Source organism: Streptomyces sp. NPDC059224, from assembly GCF_042754285.1.
In the GTDB taxonomy this organism is placed as follows: domain Bacteria; phylum Actinomycetota; class Actinomycetes; order Streptomycetales; family Streptomycetaceae; genus Streptomyces.
The window spans coordinates 172,765-187,265 of record NZ_JBHZAN010000010.1; the positions used below are offsets into that span (position 1 = coordinate 172,765).

At 71.4% G+C, this 14,501-nt stretch carries 10 protein-coding genes; 7 read left to right on the forward strand and 3 right to left on the reverse strand.

Annotated elements, in window-relative coordinates:
• Positions 1-68: 68 nt before the first annotated feature.
• Both ACFXI4_RS13030 and ACFXI4_RS13035 read right to left on the reverse strand, forming a co-directional pair.
• Positions 69-2,456, reverse strand: coding sequence for an MFS transporter (locus ACFXI4_RS13030; protein ID WP_384989980.1), 2,388 nt, complete (start codon positions 2,454-2,456; stop codon positions 69-71).
• Positions 2,457-2,637: 181 nt separating this feature from the next.
• On the reverse strand, positions 2,638-3,081 hold the full coding sequence (locus tag ACFXI4_RS13035) for an SRPBCC family protein (RefSeq protein WP_384989981.1): 444 nt from the start codon (positions 3,079-3,081) through the stop codon (positions 2,638-2,640).
• A 180-nt stretch (positions 3,082-3,261) separates the two neighbouring features.
• On the opposite strand from ACFXI4_RS13035, the gene ACFXI4_RS13040 reads away from it, so the two are divergent.
• The 3 genes from ACFXI4_RS13040 (at position 3,262) to ACFXI4_RS13050 (ending at position 6,784) form a co-directional block, all read left to right on the forward strand.
• Positions 3,262-4,302, forward strand: coding sequence for an Rv2578c family radical SAM protein (locus ACFXI4_RS13040; RefSeq protein WP_384989983.1), 1,041 nt, complete (start codon positions 3,262-3,264; stop codon positions 4,300-4,302).
• 166 nt (positions 4,303-4,468) lie between these two features.
• The gene (locus ACFXI4_RS13045; RefSeq protein ID WP_384989984.1) at positions 4,469-6,040 is read left to right on the forward strand and encodes an alpha/beta hydrolase; all 1,572 of its coding nucleotides are present in this window, start codon (positions 4,469-4,471) and stop codon (positions 6,038-6,040) included.
• Between the two features lie 210 nt (positions 6,041-6,250).
• Complete coding sequence (locus ACFXI4_RS13050) at positions 6,251-6,784, forward strand: GNAT family N-acetyltransferase (protein ID WP_384989986.1); 534 nt, start codon at positions 6,251-6,253, stop codon at positions 6,782-6,784.
• On the opposite strand, the gene ACFXI4_RS13055 is transcribed toward ACFXI4_RS13050, so the two are convergent.
• The gene (locus tag ACFXI4_RS13055) at positions 6,771-7,346 is read right to left on the reverse strand and encodes an adenylosuccinate lyase (protein ID WP_384989987.1); all 576 of its coding nucleotides are present in this window, start codon (positions 7,344-7,346) and stop codon (positions 6,771-6,773) included. The two genes, ACFXI4_RS13050 and ACFXI4_RS13055, sit on opposite strands and share 14 nt — an antisense overlap.
• Positions 7,347-7,736: 390 nt before the next feature.
• Between ACFXI4_RS13055 and ACFXI4_RS13060 the strand changes: the two genes are divergently transcribed.
• The 4 genes from ACFXI4_RS13060 to ACFXI4_RS13075 all read left to right on the forward strand — a co-directional run bounded on the left by ACFXI4_RS13060 (position 7,737) and on the right by ACFXI4_RS13075 (position 14,482).
• Complete coding sequence (locus tag ACFXI4_RS13060) at positions 7,737-9,542, forward strand: 3-hydroxyacyl-CoA dehydrogenase family protein (protein WP_384989989.1); 1,806 nt, start codon at positions 7,737-7,739, stop codon at positions 9,540-9,542.
• Positions 9,543-9,708: 166 nt separating this feature from the next.
• Positions 9,709-10,539 (forward strand): TetR family transcriptional regulator, encoded by an 831-nt coding sequence (locus tag ACFXI4_RS13065; RefSeq protein ID WP_384989991.1) that lies wholly within the window; start codon positions 9,709-9,711, stop codon positions 10,537-10,539.
• A 509-nt stretch (positions 10,540-11,048) separates the two neighbouring features.
• The gene (gene ccrA / locus ACFXI4_RS13070; RefSeq protein ID WP_384989992.1) at positions 11,049-12,392 is read left to right on the forward strand and encodes a crotonyl-CoA carboxylase/reductase; all 1,344 of its coding nucleotides are present in this window, start codon (positions 11,049-11,051) and stop codon (positions 12,390-12,392) included.
• Between the two features lie 17 nt (positions 12,393-12,409).
• Positions 12,410-14,482: a protein meaA gene (locus tag ACFXI4_RS13075; RefSeq protein ID WP_384989993.1), complete on the forward strand. Its 2,073-nt coding sequence runs from the start codon at positions 12,410-12,412 to the stop codon at positions 14,480-14,482.
• Positions 14,483-14,501 lie beyond the last annotated feature (19 nt).

Below are 14,501 nucleotides of genomic sequence, written 5' to 3' on the forward strand. Positions count from 1 at the left end.
ACCGGAGCGCACCGGCGCGCAGGTCCGCGCCCTCGCGCCCGCCAGGTCCGGCCCCGTGCCCCGTCCGGTCAGTCCTCGTGCCCCAGTTGGAGATCGCGTTCGGTGCGGCCGCCGCCCGCCACCTGCAGCACCGTGGCGACCGGCGGGTAACCGGCGGCGATGACGGTGTACTCGCCCGAGGAGAGGTCGACGAACCGGAACGTTCCGTCGGGACCGGTGGTGAGGGTGTCCACGACGTTCCCGGCGGCGTCGAGCAGCGTCACCCGCGCGTCCTCGACGGGCCGCCCGCCGCCGGCCCGGACGGTGCCCTTCAGCACGGCGCCGCCCGCGAGTTCGACGTCCTGCCGGGTCTCCCGGGCTGCCTGCACGGTGACCGGGAGGGCGGCCGGGCGGAAGGCGGGGGCGCTGCCGGCGAGGGTGTACTCGCCCGCCACCAGCTCGGTGATGACGTAGCCGCCCTCGCGTCCGCTGCGGGTGCTGGCGACCACCTCGCCCTGCACGTTGGTGAGCGTGACGGTGGCGTCGCGCACCGGCGTGCCGTCGGCGGTGCGGACGGTGCCCGCGAGCCGTCCGGCGCCGCCGAGGACGACGTCGAGCTCGACGGGCCGCTCGCCGACGGTCACGGTGACCGCCTGCGGCTGGTGGCCGCCGGCGGCGGCGATCAGGACGTACGCCCCGGAGCCGGGTGTGGACAGGGCGTACCGTCCGTCGTCGCCGCTGGCGCCCCGGCCGATCTGCCGGCCGACGGCGTCGATGAGGGTGAGTGCGGCGCGGGGCACCACGGTCCCGTCGGGGTGCTGCACGGTGCCGCAGACCGGGATCCCGGCACCGGGATGCGCCGAGCGCGCCTGCGGGATCGGGGTGTGGACGGGGACGGACCCGGTTTCGGCGGTGGGGTGGGACACCAGCGGTTTCTCCTTGAGGAAGCAGGCGATGAGCAGGCCGAGGACGAGCATCGGCACCAGGTAGAGGAAGATCCTGGGCATCGCGTCGGCGTAGGCGCGGATGTAGGCGTCACGCAGTGCCGGGGGCAGCGCGTGGACGAGCTGCGGGGTCAGCGACTCGGGGTCGGGCAGCCGGGCGCCGGCGTGGGCGGGCAGATGCCGGTGCAGGGCGTCGGTGAGCCGGTCGGCGAAGAGTGTGCCGAAGACGGCGGCGCCGACGCTGCCGCCGATCTGCCGGAAGTAGTTGTTGGCGCTGGTGGCGGTGCCGAGGTCGGCCGGCGGCACGGAGTTCTGCACGGCCAGCACGAGTACCGGCATCACCATGCCGATGCCGGCGCCGAGGACGGCCATCCAGATGCTGTACTGCCAGCGCGGGGTGTCGACCTCGAGCCGGGAGAGCAGCCACATGCCGACCACCGACACTCCCCCGCCGAGCACCGGGTAGATCCGGTAGTGCCCGGTGTGGCTGATGAGCTGGCCGGAGACGATCGAGGCGCCGACGATCCCGCCCATCATGGGCAGCATCAGCAGCCCGGACTCGGTGGCCGAGGCGCCGTCGACCATCTGCAGGAAGGTCGGCAGGTAGCTCGCGGCGCCGAACAGGGCGACGCCGATGACCAGTCCGACCAGTCCGGTCACGTTGAAGACGGAGTCCCGGAACAGCCGCGGCGGGATGAGGGGTTCGGCCGCGCGGTGCTCGGCGACCAGGAACAGCGCGGTGGCGGCCAGGGCGCCGGCCCCGAGTCCCAGGATGACGCGGGAGCCCCACGCGTACTCCGTGCCGCCCCAACTGGTCAGCAGGACCAGGCAGGTGGAGGCGGCGCCCAGCAACAGACTGCCCAGGACGTCGAAACGAGCGCGGACCCGGGGCTTCGGCAGCCTCAGCACGGCGGTGACGACGGCCAGCGTGACCAGACCGAAGGGCACGTTGACGTAGAAACACCAGCGCCAGGAGAGGTGGTCGGTGAAGTAGCCGCCGAGCAGCGGCCCGGCGACGGAGGCGAGGCCGAAGGCGGCGCCGATCAGTCCCATGAAGCGGCCGCGCTGCCGGGGCGGCACGATGTCGGCGATGATCGCCTGGACGCCGATCATGAGCCCGCCGGCGCCGATGCCCTGCACCGCGCGGAAAGCGATCAGCTGGTCCATGCTCTGCGCGCGGCCGGCCAGCGCGGAACCGACGACGAAGACCAGGATCGCGAACTGGAAGACGCTCTTGCGGCCGATGAGGTCGCCGAGCTTGCCGTAGACCGGGAGGCCGATGGTGGAGGTCAGCAGATAGGCGGTGATCGCCCAGGACATCCGCTCCAGACCGTGCAGTTCGCCGACGATCCTCGGCAGCGCGGTGGCGACGATCATCTGGTCCAGCGCCGCCAGGAGCAGCGCGAGCATCAGCCCGCAGAACACCAGCCGGGTGCGGCGCGGCCCGAGTTCCCGCGCCGGGGCGGGTTCCGGTAGGGGGGCGTCTGCGGGTGCCGCGGCCGGCTCCTCGTACTGCACCAGAGTCGTCCCCACGTACCGCTCCCCTCGTCGCGCCTGCGCACAATTGCCGCCTTGTGTCCCGCTGGGCGACAACTGTGGGCAAGCACGACGAGTTACGGCACAGCACCGGTCGGGCCGGAGATCCACTCGAACCGGTGAGAGGGGTCAACACCCCCTGTCCATCCGGCGGTTACCTGCCGCCGGGGGAACGGGACTACTTCTCGACCTCGGCGGCGAGCCTGTCGAGCACCTCGCCGTAGATCCGGCCGAGACCCTTGGGGGCGAAGGTCTTCTCGAAGAAACCGCCGACGCCGCCGGCGCCCTGCCAGGTGGTGTGGACCACGACCCTGGAGCTGCCCTCGCCGGCCGGGGTGACGCGCCAGGTGGTGACCATGGAGGAGTTGCGGTCCTTCTCGACCAGCTCGCCGTCGGTGGGCTCGCTGACCTCCAGGAGGCAGTCGCGGACGCGCTTGCTCGTGGCCTGGAGCTTCCAGTGCACCAGGGTGCCCTCGCCGTCGCCGCCCTCGCGCACCTCGTACTCGCTGAAGTGCTGGGGCAGCAGCTTCGCGCGCGTGCCGCTGTAGTCGGCGAGCGCGTCGAACACCGTCTCCGCGTCCGCCGCGACGACCCGCTCCGTAGTGGCCTCGACCTGCGCCATTGAGTTCCTCCAGCACCTGAGTTCTCGGGGTTGGGGCAAGCCAACCACCCCGGCGCCCGGCCGCCCAAATCGGGGTGACGGAAGCGGTCGGAAACGGTGTGCGCGCGGTCTCCACAGATCGTCCGCACGATCATGGGAACAGATGTTCTATTCTGGGGGCAGTGCTACCGAGGAGGCGTCATGCGCTGGGAGAACCTCACCGAGGAGGCCGAACGCGGCCGTGCGGACACCGCGCTGTTCGGCGCGGACGCGGTCACGACCCGCACCTTCGACACCCCCGAGTTCCGGGGGATCACCTTCCACGAGGTGCGGGGCCGGTCGATCATCAACCGGGTGCCGGGCGCCTCGCGGATGCCGTTCGAATGGACGGTGAACCCGTACCGGGGCTGCACCCACGCGTGCGTGTACTGCTTCGCGCGCAAGACGCACAGCTACCTGGACCTCGACACCGGGATCGGCTTCGACACCCAGATCGTGGTCAAGGTGAACGCCCCCGACCTGCTCCGCCGCCAGCTGGGCTCACGGCACTGGCTGGGCGACCACATCGCGATGGGCACCAACGTCGACTGCTACCAGCGCGCGGAGGGCCGCTACCGGCTGATGCCGGGGATCATCTCGGCCCTCACCGACCACGCGAACCCGTTCTCGATCCTCACCAAGGGCACGCTGATCCTGCGCGACCTCGACCTGCTGCGGCGCGCGGCCGAGGTCACGGACGTCGGCATCTCGGTCTCGGTCGGCTTCGTCGATGCCGAGCTGTGGCGCACCGTGGAGCCGGGCACCCCGGCGCCCGAGCGCCGCCTGGACGTCGTACGGGCCCTCACCGAGGCCGGTATTGGCTGCGGTGTCCTGATGGCCCCCGTGATCCCCTTCCTGGGCGACCACCCGGCCCAACTGCGGGCCACCGTGCGGGCGATCGCGGCCGCCGGCGCCACGTCCGTGACGCCCCTGGTGCTGCACCTGCGCCCCGGCGCCCGTGAGTGGTTCATGAGCTGGCTCGCATCCCACCACCCGCACCTCGTCCGCCGCTACGAGCGGCTGTACGCGGAGGGCGCCTACGCGCCCAGGTGGTACCAGCGCCGGATCACCCGGCAGGTGCACGAGCTGGCCGAGGAGTACGGCATCGGCCCGACCCGCGCCGGCGCCTTCCGCCGGACGCCGGTGCCTCCGGCGGAGGAGGAGCCCGCGCCGCCCGAGCCGGCCCAGCTCACGCTGCTCTGAGAGCGTTCCCGGCCGCGGCGTGCGCGGCGGGGAGCGTTCGAGCGCAACCCTCGGCCCAATTGGGTCAATAATCGTCAGAACAGGTTCTTCCGGGTGCTGTTCCCGGGACGATGCGGCGAGGACCGTGACCCGTGCGGTCCGCGACCCTCCGTCCTGGGAGGACCCCATGCGAACACGCGCAGCCGTGCTGTGCGCCGCCGCCGTCATGGCCGGGTCGGTCACCGTCCCGCCCGCGAGCGCCACGTCCCGAGCCGCCGCCGAGGCACCCTCGGTGGCCTGGAAGAAGTGCGGCAGCACCGACTACCCGACGCTGCAGTGCGGCACCCTCAAGGTGCCCCTCGACCACCGGAACCCGGGCGGCGGGCAGATCACGCTCGCCCTCTCCCGCGTCCCGCACACCGCCGCCGCCTCCGCCTACCAGGGCCCGCTGCTGGTCAATCCCGGCGGCCCCGGCGGCAGCGGGCTGAGCCTCGCGGGGTTCGTCGCCTCCACGCTGCCGAAGAAGGTGGCGGCCCGCTACGACGTCATCGGCTTCGACCCGCGCGGCGTGGGCAAGAGCACTCCGGCGATCGACTGCGCGCCCGGCTACTTCGACCCGGTGCGCCCCGACTCGGTGCCGGCCACGCCCGCCCTGGAGCAGGCGAACCTCAAGCGCGTGCAGTCGTTCGCGGCGGCCTGCGCCAGGAAGTACGCGAGCGTGCTGCCCTACCTCGACACGGTCAGCGCCGCGCAGGACATCGACTCCGTCCGCCAGGCCCTCGGGGCCCGCCGGATCAGCTACTTCGCCTACTCCTACGGCACCTACCTGGGCGCCGTCTACGCCAAGCTGCACCCGGACCGGATCCACCGGCTGGTCCTGGACTCGATCGTGGACCCGACGGGTGTCTGGTACGACGACAACCTCAGCCAGGACTACGCGTTCAACGACCGCCACCGCGCCCTGATGACGTGGATCGCCAAGTACGACTCCACCTACAAGCTCGGCTCCGACCCGAAGCAGGTCGAGACCAGGTGGTACGCCATGCGGGCCGCGCTGGCGAAGAAGCCGGCGGGCGGCAAGGTGGGCGCCTCCGAGCTGGACGACACCTTCATCCCGGGCGGCTACTACAACGGCTACTGGCCCTACCTGGCGGAGGCGTTCTCGGCCTACGCCCACGGCAGGAAGACGGCGGCGCTCGTCGAGGCCTACCAGAACTTCGCGGCCGTCGACCCCTCGGGCGACAACGGCTACAGCGTCTACGCGGCCGTCCAGTGCCGGGACGCCTCCTGGCCGCGGGACTGGGCCCAGTGGCGCAAGGACAGCTGGGCGGCGTACGAGAAGGCGCCCTTCATGGTCTGGAACAACGCCTGGTACAACGCGGCGTGCACCTCCTGGCCGACGTCCACCCTGAAGCCGCCGGACATCGCCAACGGCAAGCTCCCGCCGGCCCTCCTCTTCCAGGCCACCGACGACGCTGCCACGCCCTACCAGGGCGGCGTCGCGGCCCACCGGCTGCTGGCCGGCTCCAGCCTGGTCGTCGAACAGGGCGGCGGCAACCACGGCATCACGCTCAGCGGCAACACCTGCCTGGACGACCACCTCGCCGCCTACCTGACCGACGGCACGGTGCCGCACGGCGACGGCACCGCCGACGCCGTCTGCCGCAAGACCCCGGACCCGAAGCCCCTGAGCACCAAGGCCGCCTCGACGTCGTCCCGCGGCTCGACCCTGCACGGGCTGCTGGGCTTCCGCGGCTGAACCGGTCCTGACGAGCCGTCGGGGGCGTTGTGACACCCGGGTCCACCGTGGACGCATGGCTGCGCCGACCCGCGTCACCGCCCCCGACGGCGTCGCCCCGGCCACCCGGTACAGCCGTGTCGTGGCGGCCACCGGCCCTCCGCGAGGCTCGTGCCGCGGACCGGGCGGAATTCCCGGCGGGCGGAGCCGTCCGTTTCCTAGGGTGCCGTCATGACCGACGACTTGCTCCGCATCCGACCGATGGCCCTCGACGACTGCGACCGGGTCTCGGAGATACGCATCCGGGGCTGGCAGTACGCCTACCGGGGGCTCATGCCGCAGCCGTTCCTGGACGGGCTCAGTGTGGAGCGGGACGCCGAACGGCGCCGGGCCCGGTTCCGGGACGGCGAGGACGGGGTGACGGACCTGGTCGCCGAACGGGGCGGCGAGATCGTCGGCTGGGCGGCGCACGGGCCGTACCGGGACGGCGACGTGCGCACCGGGGACGCCGAGTTGTACGCGATCTACCTGGACCCGGCCCATGTCGGTACCGGCGCCGGGCGGCGGCTGCTGGAGACGGCGCTGGGGCAGTGTGGCCGGTACACGCGTGTGTACCTGTGGGTGCTGAAGGGGAACACGCGCGCCCGGCGGTTCTACGAGACTGCGGGCTTCCGTCCCGACGGCTCCGAGGAGCCGTACGAGGTCGACGGGGTGCCGGTGCCCGAGGTGCGGTACGTCAGGAACCGCGATCTCACCTCGGCCTAGGAATGTGGGACAGCGCCCGGACCGCGGCCTCGGCGAGGGTGGGGTGGGCCAGCGCCTCGCTCAGGACACGGCGGGCACGGGTGTCGCCCAGGTCGCCGAGGCCCTCCACGCAGGCGAGCGCGACCTTGCGGTAGGGGTCGTGGGGGCGCAGCCGGCGCTCCAGGGTGGTGATGAGGGCGGGCACGGACTCCGGGGCGCGGAGCACGACCAGGAGACGGACCGGGTGCAGGGCGTAGGCGACCCGGAGTTCGTTGGTGGCGAGGGCCGCGGCCGCGCGGGCGGTGCGCGGGTCCCGCAGGCGGGCGAGGGCGTGCGCGGCGGAGGCGCACCGGGGCGGGTCGCGGTGGTTGAGCAGAAGGACCAGGGTCTCGAAGGCACGCCGGTCGCCGGCGGTGCCCAGGCGGTACGCCGCCAACTCCCTGGCCCACAAGGGCTGTCCGGCGGCGGTGAGCACCTCCGCCAGCTCGTCGGGGTTCTCGGTCGCCAGGAGCCGGTCGCAGGCGGCCGATCCCTGCGACTCCTGACGCAGACGCTCCGTGAGCGACCGCAACTCTTCGTCCACGAAGCCCAGCGTAGAGGGGTTGCGGGAGCGGAGGGACGTACATCACAAAGTCCGGGGGCTGGCGCGCTCGTTACCCGCCGGTTAAGCTCAATCGAGCGAGTCACCCACTCGCATTGATACTCATTCCGGTTTGGTGACGCAGCCGTCGTGAGCATCAGGTCGGTTCGGTACCTCGTACCGTACGTACGACTCGGCTCCGGGACAGGGCCGGTCGGGATCAGCGGTTCCCGGGCGTGTGCACGCCCGCGGCGACCGCACCGGGCGTGTGCGCCCGCAGCCCGGCAACACCCGCATTCACGCAGCTCCCGTGCAGCTCTCTCCGCACCCGGTGCGCCGTTTCGGCGCACCCGGGGCGTTTCCAGTCGTCACCCTCATTCCTGGAGTCCCGCGATGGCCACTCCCCAGTCCGACCCCTCCCTGTCCCCGCTCAGGACCGTCGCCGTGGTCGGCCTCGGCACCATGGGCACCGGTATCACCGAGGTCCTCGCGAGGGCCGGCCGCGAGGTGATCGGCATCGACGTCAGCGAGTCCCAGGCGGCCGGCTCCCTCGCCGCCCTGGAGGCCTCCACGACCCGTGCCGTGGCCCGCGGCAGACTGACCGAGCAGGAGCGTGCCGACGTCCTCGCCCGGGTCCGCACCGGCACCGACCTCACGGCCGCGGCCGACGCCGACCTCGTCATCGAGGTGGTGCCGGAGTCGTACGACATCAAGCACCAGGTCCTCCGCGAGCTGGACGGCATCGTCCGCCCCGAGACCGTCCTGGCCACCGGCACCAACGCGCTCTCCGTGACCCGGCTGGCCGCCGACTCGGCACGGCCCGAGCGCGTCCTCGGTCTGCACTTCTTCAACCCGGCCCCGGCGATGAAGCTGGTCGAGGTCGTCTCCTCGGTGCTCACCGCCCCTAGTGCGGTCGCCGCGGTCACCGATCTCGCGCTGGAACTGGGCAAGGAGCCGGTCGCGGTCGGCGACCGCCCCGGGTTCGTCGCGGACGGGCTGCTCTTCGGCTACCTGAACCAGGCCGCCGCGATGTACGAGGCGAAGTACGCCTCCCGTGAGGACATCGACGCGGCCATGCGGCTCGGCTGCGGCCTGCCGATGGGCCCGCTGGCCCTGCTCGACCTGATCGGCGTCGACACCGCCCGGACGGTCCTGGAGGCCATGTACGCCGAGTCCCGCGACCGGCTGCACGCCCCGGCCCCCGTCCTCAAGCAGCTCAGCGAGGCGGGCCTGACCGGCCGCAAGTCCGGGCGCGGTTTCTACACCTACGAGGCTCCGGGCAGCGCCACGGTCGTCCGGGACGCGCTGACCCCGCTGGACGGCGCCGCCCTCACCCAGGGCCGCCCGGTCCGCTCGGTCGGGGTGGCCGGCTCCGGCACCATGGCCTCCGGCATCGCCGAGGTGTTCGCCAAGGCCGGGTACCGGGTCGTCCTGGCCGCTCGCAGCGAGGACAAGGCGCAGGCCGCCAAGGCCCGCATCGGAAAGTCCCTGGACCGCTCGGTCGGCAAGGGCCGGATGACGGCCGAGGCCGCCGCGGAGACCCTGGACCTGATCAGCGCCGCGGGTTCGTACGACGCCTTCGCCGACGTCGACCTGGCCGTGGAGGCGGTCGCCGAGGACCTGGAGATCAAGCAGCAGCTGTTCGCCACGCTGGACAAGGTCTGCAAGCCCGGCGCGGTCCTGGCCACCACGACCTCGTCGCTGCCGGTCGTGGCCTGTGCCCGGGCCACCTCGCGTCCCCAGGACGTGATCGGCATGCACTTCTTCAACCCGGCACCGGCCATGAAGCTGGTCGAGGTCGTCCGTACCGTGCTGACCGCCGAGGACGTGCACGCGACCGTCCGCGAGGTCTGCGCGACCATCAGGAAGCACCCCGTGGACTGCGGCGACCGGGCCGGGTTCATCGTGAACGCGCTGCTGTTCCCGTACCTCAACAACGCGATCAAGATGGTCGAGGAGCACTACGCCTCGCTGGACGACATCGACGCGGCGATGAAACTCGGCGGTGGCTACCCGATGGGCCCGTTCGAGCTGCTGGACGTGGTCGGCCTGGACGTGTCGCTCGCGATCGAGAAGGTCCTGCACCGGGAGTTCCGCGATCCCGGGCTCGCGCCCGCGCCGCTGCTCGAACACCTGGTGGCCGCGGGCTGCCTCGGCCGCAAGACGGGCCGTGGCTTCCGCGAATATGCCCGCCGCTGAGGGCCTCGGCGACGGGCACCGGGACGAACGGGACTGGGGCGGGCTGCTCGACCCTGGCGGCGGTCTTCCGCCCCTCCGGGACAGCCCTCCCCCGCCCCCCGGGCCCTGCGGCCCCCCGCCCTTCGCGGACGGGGGAAACCCCGGTCATGCCCATCAAGCTGCGCACATGCAGTACGTTCGGGGCATGCCCCAGCCCGCCAGGTCCTCACGTACACCAGCCACGTCCGACGCCCCGGAAAGCGCCGCCGGCAGTCGCGCGGCCGCGCAGCGGCTCAAGATGCGCCGGGAGCTGGCGGCCGCCGCGATGGAGCTGTTCGCGACCAAGGGGTACGAGGCGACCACCGTCGACGAGATCGCGGCCGCGGCCGGGGTCGCCCGCCGTACCTTCTTCCGCCATTTCCGCTCCAAGGAAGAGGCGATCTTCCCGGACCACGACGACACGCTGATCCGCGCGGAGGCCGTGCTCAACGCGGCCCCTGCGCACGAGCACCCGCTCGACACCGTGTGCCGTGGCATCAAGGAGGTCATGAAGATGTACGCGGCCCGGCCGGACATCTCGGTCGCCCGCTACAAGCTCACCCGCGAGGTGCCGACCCTGCGCGAGGCCGAGATCGCCTCGGTGGCCCGCTACGAGCGCCTCTTCACGCGCTATCTCCTCGGCCACTTCGACGAGCACGCGCACGCGGACGACGCGAACGACGACCCGCTGCTGGCCGAGGTCGCGGCGTCCGCGGTGGTCACCGCCCACAACCACGTGCTGCGGCGCTGGCTGCGGGCCGGCGGGCAGGGGGACGTGGAGACGCAGCTGGACCACGCCTTCGCGATCGTGCGGAAGACGTTCGGGACCGGGATCGGGGCGGGCCGGGAGACCCCGCCGCGGACCACCGCACCGGCCACCGTGGCCTCGCAGGGCGAGGTACTGGTGACGGTGGCCAGGACCGACGCCCCCCTCGACGAGGTGATGCGCATGATCGAGCAGGCGCTCAAGGAGCACTGAGCACGAACCGCAACCGCAACCGCAACCGCAACCGGACACGACGACGCGCCCTCGAGGGCGCGTCGTCGTTTTTCCGGGCGCGATGTTTTCCGGGCGCGATGTTTTCCGGGCGCGATCTTTTTTCCGGAGTGCGATGGCACTGCGTGCCGGATGACGGCTCAGACATCGGGACGACCCCCGCGCGTCGGCGCACCTTGGGCTACCCGCCAGTAGCTTTGATCGATCATCGCTCATTTGTTACGTAAAGATTTCATCTGAGAGCAAGTTCTGGCACTCAGTGCCTTGCCACCTGACACGCGGTGTCATACGTTGTTGGTGTCCGGCCTGTCCTGGCGAGCCCACCAGCCCGCCCGCCGGACGCCTGCGTCACAGGCACCCTCCCGCGCCACAAAGCGCTGCCGAAGCACCACCCACGCCGAACCGACGGCACCTTCCCAAAACCCTCAGCAGCACCGCCGTAACCCTCAGCGCCCCTTCCCTCAAGGGCGCCGACCGCCGGAGGCAACACCGTGACCACTCAGGCCATTCTCGACGCGATCCAGTCGCCGGACTCGACGCCGGCCGACTTCGCCGCCCTGGCCCTCCCCGAGTCCTACCGCGCGATCACCGTGCACAAGGACGAGACGGAGATGTTCGCGGGCCTGGACACCCGCGACAAGGACCCGCGCAAGTCCACCCACCTCGACGAGGTGGCGCTGCCCGAGCTGGGCCCGGGCGAGGCGCTGGTCGCCGTCATGGCATCGAGCGTCAACTACAACTCGGTGTGGACCTCGATCTTCGAGCCGCTGTCGACCTTCGGCTTCCTGGAGCGCTACGGCCGCACCAACGACCTGGCCAAGCGCCATGACCTGCCCTACCACATCATCGGCTCCGACCTCGCGGGCGTCGTCCTGCGCACCGGCCCCGGCGTCAACGCCTGGAAGCCGGGCGACGAGGTCGTCGCGCACTGCCTGTCGGTCGAGATGGAGTCCTCGGACGGGCACAACGACACGATGCTCGACCCCGAGCAGCGCATCTGGGGCTTCGAGACCAACTTCGGCGGCCTCGCGGAGATCGCGCTCGTCAAGTCCAACCAGCTGATGCCGAAGCCCGGCCACCTCAGCTGGGAGGAGGCCGCCGCCCCGGGCCTGGTCAACTCCACCGCCTACCGGCAGCTGGTCTCCCGCAACGGCGCCGGCATGAAGCAGGGCGACAACGTGCTGATCTGGGGAGCCAGCGGCGGCCTCGGCTCCTACGCCACCCAGTTCGCGCTGGCCGGCGGAGCCAACCCGATCTGCGTCGTCTCCAGCGACCAGAAAGCGGACATCTGCCGCTCGATGGGCGCCGAGGCGATCATCGACCGCAACGCCGAGGGCTACCGGTTCTGGAAGGACGAGCGGACCCAGGACCCGAAGGAGTGGAAGCGCTTCGGCAAGCGCATCCGCGAACTCACCGGCGGCGAGGACATCGACATCGTCTTCGAGCACCCCGGCCGCGAGACCTTCGGCGCGAGCGTCTTCGTCACCCGCAAGGGCGGCACCATCACCACCTGCGCCTCGACCTCCGGCTACATGCACGAGTACGACAACCGCTACCTGTGGATGTCCCTGAAGCGGATCATCGGCTCGCACTTCGCCAACTACCGGGAGGCCTGGGAGGCCAACCGGCTGATCGCGAAGGGCAGGATCCACCCGACGCTGTCGAAGGTCTACTCCCTGGAGGAGACCGGCCAGGCCGCCTACGACGTGCACCGCAACCTCCACCAGGGCAAGGTCGGCGTCCTGTGCCTGGCCCCCGAGGAGGGCCTCGGCGTGCGCGACGAGGAGATGCGCGCCAAGCACCTCGACGCCATCAACCGCTTCCGCAACGTCTGAGACACCCGAGGTCATAGATGACTGAGCGTCAGATCGCCGACGGCGTGCGGGAGTCCGCTCCGCCGACCGCCCGGGAGAAGGACCGGCCGTGGCTCATGCGCACGTATGCCGGTCACTCCACCGCCGAGGCGTCCAACGAGCTGTACCGGCGCAACCTCGACAAGGGCCAGACCGGCCTGTCGGTTGCGTTCGACCTGCCGACGCAGACCGGCTACGACCCCGACCACATCCTCGCCCGCGGCGAGGTCGGCCGGGTGGGCGTGCCCGTCTCGCACCTCGGTGACATGCGCCGGCTGTTCCAGGACATCCCCCTGGAACAGATGAACACCTCGATGACGATCAATGCCACCGCCATGTGGCTGCTGGCGCTCTACCAGGTCGTCGCCGAGGAGCAGGGTGCCGACATCACCAAGCTCCAGGGCACGACCCAGAACGACATCGTCAAGGAGTACCTGTCCCGGGGGACGCACGTCTTCCCGCCGGGGCCGAGCCTCCGGCTGACGACGGACATGATCGCGTACACGGTCTCCCACATCCCGAAGTGGAACCCGATCAACATCTGCAGCTACCACCTGCAGGAGGCGGGCGCCACCCCGGTGCAGGAGATCGCGTACGCGATGTCCACGGCCATCGCCGTGCTGGACGCCGTGCGCGACAGCGGCCAGGTGCCGCAGGAACGTATGGGTGACGTCGTGGCCCGTCTCTCCTTCTTCGTGAACGCGGGCGTCCGCTTCGTCGAGGAGATGTGCAAGATGCGCGCGTTCGGCCGTATCTGGGACAAGGTCACCCGCGAGCGGTACGGCATCGAGAACCCCAGACAGCGGCGGTTCCGTTACGGCGTCCAGGTGAACTCGCTCGGCCTGACCGAGGCGCAGCCGGAGAACAACGTCCAGCGGATCGTGCTGGAGATGCTCGCCGTGACGCTGTCCAAGGACGCCCGCGCGCGTGCCGTGCAGCTGCCCGCCTGGAACGAGGCGCTCGGCCTGCCCCGGCCCTGGGACCAGCAGTGGTCGCTGCGCATCCAGCAGGTGCTCGCCCACGAGAGCGACCTGCTGGAGTACGAGGACATCTTCGAGGGCTCGCACGTCATCGAGGCGAAGGTCACGCAGCTGGTCGAGGACTCCCTCGCCGAGATGGACCGGATCCAGGAGATGGGCGGCGCGATGGCGGCCGTCGAGTCCGGGTACCTCAAGTCCCAGCTGGTCGCCTCGCACGCGGAGCGCCGGGGCCGGATCGAGTCGGGGCAGGAGAAGATCGTCGGTGTCAACATCTTCGAGTCGACCGAGCCCAACCCGCTCACCGCCGACCTGGACACCGCGATCCAGACGGTCGACCCGGCGGTGGAGGCCCGGGTGGTGACGGCCATCGGCCGCTGGCGCGACACGCGCTACCAGCCGCCGTTCAACCACCCGCGCCCCTGCAAGGCGCTGGAGCGGCTGAAGGAGGCCGCCAAGGGCACCGGCAACCTGATGGAGGCCACCCTGGAGTGTGCCCGTGCCGGCGTCACGACCGGCGAGTGGGCGGGCGCGCTGCGGGAGGTGTTCGGCGAGTTCCGGGCGCCCACCGGGGTCTCCTCGGCTCCGGTGGCGGTGCCCGCCGAGGCCGGCTCGGCGATGGCCGCGGTACGTGCGCGGGTGGACGCCACCGCCCGCGACCTGGGCACCGGCAAGCTCCGGTTCCTGGTCGGCAAGCCCGGCCTCGACGGCCACTCCAACGGCGCCGAGCAGATCGCCGTACGGGCCAGGGACGCCGGCTTCGAAGTGGTGTACCAGGGCATCCGGCTGACGCCCGAGCAGATCGTGGACGCGGCACTGGCCGAGGACGTGCACGCGGTGGGCCTGTCGATCCTGTCCGGCTCGCACGCCCAGCTGGTCCCGGACGTCCTGGAACGCCTCCGTGTGGCCGGTGCCACAGATATACCCGTCATCGCCGGTGGCATCATCCCGAATGGTGACGCCGCGCAGCTCAGGGAAGCCGGAGTGGCCGCGGTCTTCACCCCGAAGGACTTCGACATCACCGGAATCATCGGCCGCATCGTCGACGAGATCCGGAAAGCGAACAAGCTCGACCCCCTGGAGGTCCCCGCATGACCGCCCGCCCGTCGCCCGC

What these genes read in the sequence shown, in the direction of transcription:
- ACFXI4_RS13075 (WP_384989993.1), top strand. Translation starts at nt 12,410, where the DNA reads ATGACTGAGCGTCAGATCGCCGACGGCGTGCGGGAGTCCGCTCCGCCG.
- ACFXI4_RS13040 (WP_384989983.1), top strand. Translation starts at nt 3,262, where the DNA reads ATGCGCTGGGAGAACCTCACCGAGGAGGCCGAACGCGGCCGTGCGGAC.
- ACFXI4_RS13060 (WP_384989989.1), top strand. Translation starts at nt 7,737, where the DNA reads ATGGCCACTCCCCAGTCCGACCCCTCCCTGTCCCCGCTCAGGACCGTC.
- ACFXI4_RS13035 (WP_384989981.1), bottom strand. Translation starts at nt 3,081, where the DNA reads ATGGCGCAGGTCGAGGCCACTACGGAGCGGGTCGTCGCGGCGGACGCG.
- ACFXI4_RS13065 (WP_384989991.1), top strand. Translation starts at nt 9,709, where the DNA reads ATGCAGTACGTTCGGGGCATGCCCCAGCCCGCCAGGTCCTCACGTACA.
- ACFXI4_RS13050 (WP_384989986.1), top strand. Translation starts at nt 6,251, where the DNA reads ATGACCGACGACTTGCTCCGCATCCGACCGATGGCCCTCGACGACTGC.
- ACFXI4_RS13045 (WP_384989984.1), top strand. Translation starts at nt 4,469, where the DNA reads ATGCGAACACGCGCAGCCGTGCTGTGCGCCGCCGCCGTCATGGCCGGG.